We start from the raw sequence: 6429 nt of genomic DNA on the forward strand, positions 1-6429 counted from the left end.
GAGTTCCCCCGAAAGGGGGCCCGGAACGGCGGGCGGGGAGGACACGGAGGGGTGCGGACCGCCCGTCCGCCACGGACGGTCCGCACCCCTCCGACGGGCCGCCCCGGCCGGGGCGGCCCGGGTCAGCCGTGCCCGGTGTGGGCGCCGTGGTCCTCGCCGTCGGTGATCCGACCGCCCAACCGATCGCCCAGTTCCTCCAGCACCGGCCGGGAGGCCGTCACCACCCACCGATCGCCGACCAGATGACTGCCGCCGTAGGGCAGCGCCTCGTCCAGCCAGGCCGCCCGGCCGTCGGCCGCCAGGAAGGAGGTGAAGCGGTACCGCTCGCCGTCGAGGGTGCAGGCGACCTGGCGGAGTTCGTCGGCGTCCACCAGAACGGCCTCGGGACGACAACCGATGCGGTCCGCGATGGCCTCGGAGATCTCGTCGGGACCGGCGGCCGGGTCCTCGTCGGGAAGGGCGGGGGCCTTCCCGTCCCGGGGATCGCCGATGGTCACCCGGGTCTCGGCGGCGCCCGCACCGGCTCCGGCCCCCGCCCCGGCGGCGTCGTGCGGCGTGGCCGCCAACGCCGCCAGGGCGACCGTGCCCAGCGCCGAGGCGCCGAGGATCATCAGCCGGGCGCGCCCGAGACCCGGCACGGCGGGGGCCCCGTTCATTACAGCGGGGCCTTGGCGCCGCTCGGGGTGACCGCGAACCACAGGTCGCCGGCACCGTGGCCGGTGGTGTCACCGGGGTTCTCGTCACCGGTGAACCAGTAGACCGGCCAGCAGTCGATGGCCAACTGCTCGGTGCCGTCGTCCCGCTCCAGGGTGCTGATCAGTTCGGCGTCGATGCCCTTCACGTCCTCGGGGTCCACCGGCTGGGCGGGCTTCCAGGTGTCCAGGCAGTCGCCCTCGCAGTTGGAGATCATCGGCCAGGCGCTGTCCTTGTCGAAGCGGTACAGCGTGCGTCCCTTGGCGTCGGTGACGATCGGACCGAGCGAGGGGTCCTGGACGACGGACAGGGCGGGGCCCTCCTCGCCGCCGGCCGCCGGGGCGTTGTCCGCGGAGGCGGGCTTGCCGTCGGGGGCGAGGGCGTTCCAGGTGCCGTTGACGCCGTGACCGTTGATGTCACCGGGGGAGGTGTCGTCCTGGTAGCGGTAGACGGGCCATCCGGCGAGGGTCAGCTGGAGGCTGCCGTCCGCGCGCTCGACCTCGCCCAGCAGCGTGGCGTCGATCCCCTCGGCCGCGCTCACGTCGTCGGCGGGCACCGGGGGCCACGCGGTGGCGCAGGCGTCGTTGCAGGTGGACTCCGGCGGGTCGGCGGTGTCCTCCTCGAAGCGGTAGAGGGTGAAGCCCCGGCTGTCGGTGACCACGGAGCCCAGGTCGGGGGTGCTGCGGACGATGAGCTGTCCGGCGGGGTCCACCTCGGCGGCGGTGTCGGCGGAGCCGGCCCCGTAGTCGTCCCCGTACTCCGGGACCCCGGCCTGGTTGGCGGCCGGTTGGGTGCCTCCCTGCCCGTAGACGTCCGTGCCGCAGGCGGTGGCCAGGAGCAGGGCCGCCACCGCGGCGGCGGGGGCCGTGCATCGGCGTGTACGCATGGTTCTCCTTCTGGTGTGGGCCAGGGGGTGGAGTCCGTGGGGACTCCGCGGAGTTGGCCGGACCCGGATTCCCGCCCGGCCGGGTTCCCGATGGCCGCGCCGTCGGACGGCGGGGTCGCGCTCGGTCGTCCCGGGGCGGGGAGCCGGGTGGTGGTTCGTGGTGGTCGCCGTTCGGGACCGGGGACGCGGGGCGTCGACCGGTTCCGCTCGGCGGACCGTGCGGGTGGGGACCCGCGCGCCGGCGGGTCGGGGTCGTGGTCGGTTCGGTGGGTCGGGGTGGTCGTGGTCGGTTCGGTGGGTCGGCGCGGTCAGTCGGTGACGCGCATGGCGAGGGCGGGACAGCGGCGCACGGCGCGGATCGCCATGGCCCGGGCCTCCCGCGGCACCGCCATGGTGGCGCTCGCGGGGAAGCCGTCCGGCCCCAGCTCGACCACGCCGGGAAGGATGTCCGCGCACAGGCCGTGGCCTTGGCACAGGGTCCAGTCGACGTGGAGTTTGGGGCCCTCGTGTTCGGCGATCGGGATGCCGCCGGGCTCGGGGGGAAGCGGGAGGGTGCCGAGGACGGAGCGGCCGCAGCCGCCGCCCAGGGCGTGGTCGGCGAATTCGCCGGGGAAGGCGTCCAGCGCGGAGGTCACGAAACCGGCGGTGCCGTCCGGGTGACTGCACGCGCCGCGCCCGCGGACGGCGGCCATCCGGTTGTGCACGGCGTCCAGGGCGGCCGAGCCGCCGCCGCGCCACACCGCCTCCAGGGCGTCGGCCAGGGAGGGGAGGCCGAACAGGCAGGGTCCGCACTGGCCGGCCGACTCGTCGGCCATCCAGCGCGCGACCCGGACCGTCTCCCCCACCGGGCACGTGGCGGCGGGCAGCGGGAGGATCGCGCCGGCTCCCAGGGTGGCGCCGTGCCGTTCGAGGTTCTCGCGCGAGAGCTCCGCGTACAGGGCGGTGGCCGGGGAGAGCCACTTGCCGTGGTAGCCGCCGATGAGCACGCCCTGCCCGACATCGAGGCCGACCAGGCGCAGCACGTCGATCAGCGGCGCCCCGGCCGGGGCCTCCATCACGCAGGCGCCGGCGATGCTGAGCAGGACGGTGCCGGGTTCACGGGGGGTGCCCACCTCGCGGTATCCCAGGGCGCCGAGGCGTGCCGCGACGGCGAGTTGGGCGTAGGTCTCGGTGTTGGAGAAGAGGGTGGGCAGTCCGTGCAGACCGACCTCGCTGGTGCGGATCTTCTGCCCGGAGGGAAGGGTGGGGCCGCCGTTCAGCCCCCGGGTCATCGAGGAGCTCTCGCCGGTGACGAAGCGTTCGGCCAGCCGCTGCACGCGGACCGGCACCCGACCGGGCGGGAGTTCGGCGATGGCGTCCCGCACCGAGGAGTACACCTCCGGGTGGGTGACGCCGAGGACGACCTCCTGCGCGCCGAGTGCCTCGGCCGCGAGCACGGCGCCGTCGATCACCAGGTGCGGCGCGTGCCGCAGAAGGGCCTTGTCCTTGAGGCAACTGGGTTCGCCCTCGCTGCCGTTGACGACGACGGCGGTGGGCAGCCCGCGGCGGTTGGCCGCCTCGGCCACGGAGGCCACCTTGCGGGCGAAGGGGAAACCGGCGCCGCCGCGACCGCGCAGGGAGATGTTCTCGGCCAGGGCGACGACCTCGTCCAGCCGCAGGCGGGGGCAGTCGCCGTGCACGGCGAGGTGGGCCACCCGGTCCAGGCGGCTCAGACCGTCCAGGCCCGCGAGGAGGCGGGCATGGCCCATCACGGCCAGCACGGGGCCGGAGGAACGTCCGCGGGAGCGCGCCGGGGAACTTCCGGCGCGGCGGCCGGGAACGGGCAGCGAGGGGCGGGGAGGAGCGGTGGTCATCGGGCGTGCCTCCTGCTTCGATTCGCGAGGCGCGTGGTCAGTGCGAGGGCGGCCAGGAGCAGGCAGCCCATGTACATGGCGGTGACCCAACCGGCCGCCGCGCGGCCGGCGTACAGCCCGTGCACCAGGGCCAGGGCCCAGGCCGGGTAGGCGAGCATGTGCAGGCCGCGCCACCAGCGGGAGCGGTTCCGGCCGGCGAAGACGCCGCGCGCCGCGCCGACGACGGCGACCAGCACGAACAGGTAGGCGGCCATCGTGCCGAGCCCCATGAGCAGCGGCTGCAGGGGGTCGGAGAAGGGAATCGCGGCGGCGTACCCGGAGACGCGGTCCTCGAAGATCTTGACGCCGATGTGCAGGGCCAGGAAACACAGCCCCGTGATACCGAGGCCCCGGTGGACGGCCTGGGCGAGCAGCCGGTGGCCGGGATGGAGCAGGATCCGGTCGGTGGCGGCCAGACCCCACATGACCGTGGCGGTGAGGCAGACCAGCGCCATCACGCCGGCGCCGAAGTCGAGGAAGTGCAGCATCTCCTCGAAGGCCCCGGCGGTGCCGAGGACGATCAGGGCGATCAGGGCCGTGGCGGTGACGTAGGCGCCGGTGGTGCGGCGGGCGCTGGCCTCGGGCAGCCGGATGGGGCCGGAGGGCATCGGCGGGGCCCCGGGGACGGCGGGCCCCGCGTGCCGGCGGCGCACCGGGGACGCGGGGGTTCCCGGTCGACGCACGGCCGCCGACGGACGACGCCGGCTTCCCGACGCCCCCGGTCGCGAGGACCGCGACGGGGGTTGCGGCGGGGACTGCGGAATGACCATCACTTCCTCCGGGAGGCCGCCGGCTCACCGGGGTCCGGGCCGGGACGCTGCGGTCCGGCGGTTCGGATCCCGGGCGGCGGGATTGGTTCTCCAACCTCCGGCCCGCCGGCCCCGGTGTCCGGGGCGGACCGCGGGGTCCGCGGCGAGCCGTGTCGCATCGCAGCATTCCGGCGTCCACACAGGGGACTTGCACAGTTATCCGAACGTGATAAGTTTCCGGGGCCCGGTCTTCGAGGACCCTCACCGAACGGCGATGATCGCCGTCCGGAGTTCCTCGAACACCGATCATCGGGGCCGATCGACGGCGTGCCCGGTGTGGTCCGAACGCGACGCGCGACTCGCCCCGGACCGACGCCCGCAGCCTCCGCGTCCCCGTTGCGAACCGCTCCGACAGCACGTCCCATTGCGGTCCGCGGGACCCCGAATCCCGTGTTCCGGGGCGAGCGGTGTGGACATCGGCCGCGCGGCCCGGTGTCCCCCTCGTCGGAGGACCCACCTGCCGAAGACGCCAGGGAGGCGCCCCGAGGATCGACCGGCACCGGGAACCCCGGGCCGGTGGAGACGAACCCGACACGTTTCCTTCCGCTTCATCCCCGTTTCCACCCGCACCACCCCCGGGGTCCACCGGGAATCCCCACGGAATTCCCGCACCGCCCCGAGGACAATCGAACACACCAGCGCACGAGGGACACCGACCACCCCGACGGTCGGGTCCCCCTCGACATGGTTCTCGCTCCGCGAGAAGTCCGGATGGCCGCCAACTCCACCTGCCGCAGTGGACATCCGACCCGGGAGACAGCCTCGGCTGACCCCGCCCGCACCCCGACGACGGGTGGGCTCCCCCGGACCTGAACGAGGTAGAAATGTGTGACCTGCTGAACCGACTCCGGTCGTGCCCTCCCGCCGAGTGGAACCGCATTCTCCTCCGCGAACTGCCCTCCGTCTCCGACGGGATGGTCGACGACCTGACACGCCGCATACCCGGCTTCTCCGCCCTCGTCGCGGAACGCTCCCGGGAGGTGGTGCGCCGGGACGTCGAACAGGCGCTGCGCGCCTCGCTCGGTGCGCCGCTCGAACCCGCGTCCGACAACGTGACGGACGCCGGGAGGCCGGAGCACCCGTCCGACGGCCTGCCCGACGTGTTCCCCGACCCCGGTCCCGGTCCCGACCCCTCCGCGCCCCGACACGTCGCCGTGTCCCGCCGGCCGGCCGGAGCCCACGACGGTGCGGCGCGTCAGCGCCTGCTCACCGCCCTGACCGGGCGCGAGGCCCTGCCGGTCGCGGCGCTCCGGGAACTGGCCGATCGAGCCGGGTGGCCGCTGCCGCAGCGCGTGCAGGCCGTGGTCCTCGGCGAACCCGGTGAGCTCTCGCTCCCGAGGATGGCCGGTGGGGGCGAGCCGCTGAGCGGTCTGTACCGGGGGCACCCGTGCGTGCTGGTGCCCGATCCCGACGCCACCACCCGCTCCGCTCTCACCGAGGCGCTGCGCGGACGCACCGTCGCCGTGGGTCAGATCGTGCCCCTGCACGACGCCGCCTCCACCGCGCGGTGGGCGCGCCGACTGCTCGCCCTGGCACCGGCGGAGCGCGTGCCCGACAACCGGCCGCTGTTCGTCGACGACCACCTGACCACCCTGGTGCTGCTCCAGGACGAGTCGCTGCTGCGCTCCCTGTCCGCCCGCTGGCTGCAGCCGATGGCGGACCTGACGCCGCGCCAGCGGGAACGGCTGGAGGCGACGCTGCTCGCGTGGCTGGAGGGTGGTGGCGCCCCGGAGGCCGCCAAGGCGCTGCAGGTGCACCCGCAGACGGTGCACTACCGGCTTCGGCAGCTGGAGAAGCTGTACGGGCCGGCGTTGCGCGACCCGCGCTCCCGGCTCGAACTGGAACTGACCCTGCACAGCAGGCGCCTGGTGGCCAGGCTGCGCGAATTGCAGTGCCGTCAGGGCCGTTCGCGCCGCCCGGTGCCCGTGGGCGTGGGGAGCAGGCCGACCGAGGCCGCACGGGTGGCCCGGGTCAACGGCCGCTGATCCACGGGGTTTTCCCCTCCCGACGGAGCCCACCGGTGGGGCGTGCGCGCACAGGGCGCACGCCCCGCGGGGTCGGGTCGTCCGGGATCGTGGGTGGGCCCGTGGTCCGCGGGGCGACGTCACGGACCCGGCGGACGCGGCCCCTCCCGCCCCCTCGCCCTCCC

The 6429-nt window shown here is 74.9% G+C and carries 5 protein-coding genes; 1 reads left to right on the plus strand and 4 read right to left on the minus strand.

Going from position 1 to position 6429, the window contains the following annotated elements:
- Window positions 1-122 precede the first annotated feature (122 nt).
- The 4 genes from FOE67_RS12845 to FOE67_RS12860 form a co-directional block, all read right to left on the minus strand.
- Entirely contained in the window at window positions 123-656 is a 534-nt protein-coding gene (locus tag FOE67_RS12845; protein ID WP_182663716.1) for a hypothetical protein, read from the minus strand.
- Window positions 656-1579, minus strand: coding sequence for an SCO0930 family lipoprotein (locus FOE67_RS12850; RefSeq protein ID WP_182663718.1), 924 nt, complete (start codon window positions 1577-1579; stop codon window positions 656-658). The genes FOE67_RS12845 and FOE67_RS12850 overlap by 1 nt, the downstream gene beginning before the upstream one ends.
- A 308-nt stretch (window positions 1580-1887) precedes the next feature.
- Complete coding sequence (locus FOE67_RS12855; protein ID WP_323384850.1) at window positions 1888-3432, minus strand: NADH-ubiquinone oxidoreductase-F iron-sulfur binding region domain-containing protein; 1545 nt, start codon at window positions 3430-3432, stop codon at window positions 1888-1890.
- The gene (locus FOE67_RS12860) at window positions 3429-4079 is read right to left on the minus strand and encodes a ferric reductase-like transmembrane domain-containing protein (protein WP_182663720.1); all 651 of its coding nucleotides are present in this window, start codon (window positions 4077-4079) and stop codon (window positions 3429-3431) included. Before FOE67_RS12860 ends, FOE67_RS12855 begins: the two co-directional genes overlap by 4 nt.
- A 1025-nt stretch (window positions 4080-5104) precedes the next feature.
- Here FOE67_RS12860 and FOE67_RS12865 point away from each other — a divergent pair.
- Window positions 5105-6265: a PucR family transcriptional regulator gene (locus FOE67_RS12865; RefSeq protein ID WP_182663722.1), complete on the plus strand. Its 1161-nt coding sequence runs from the start codon at window positions 5105-5107 to the stop codon at window positions 6263-6265.
- The last annotated feature ends 164 nt before the right edge of the window (window positions 6266-6429 follow it).

Source organism: Streptomyces calidiresistens, from assembly GCF_014141525.1.
Classification (GTDB): Bacteria; Actinomycetota; Actinomycetes; order Streptomycetales; family Streptomycetaceae; genus Streptomyces; species Streptomyces calidiresistens.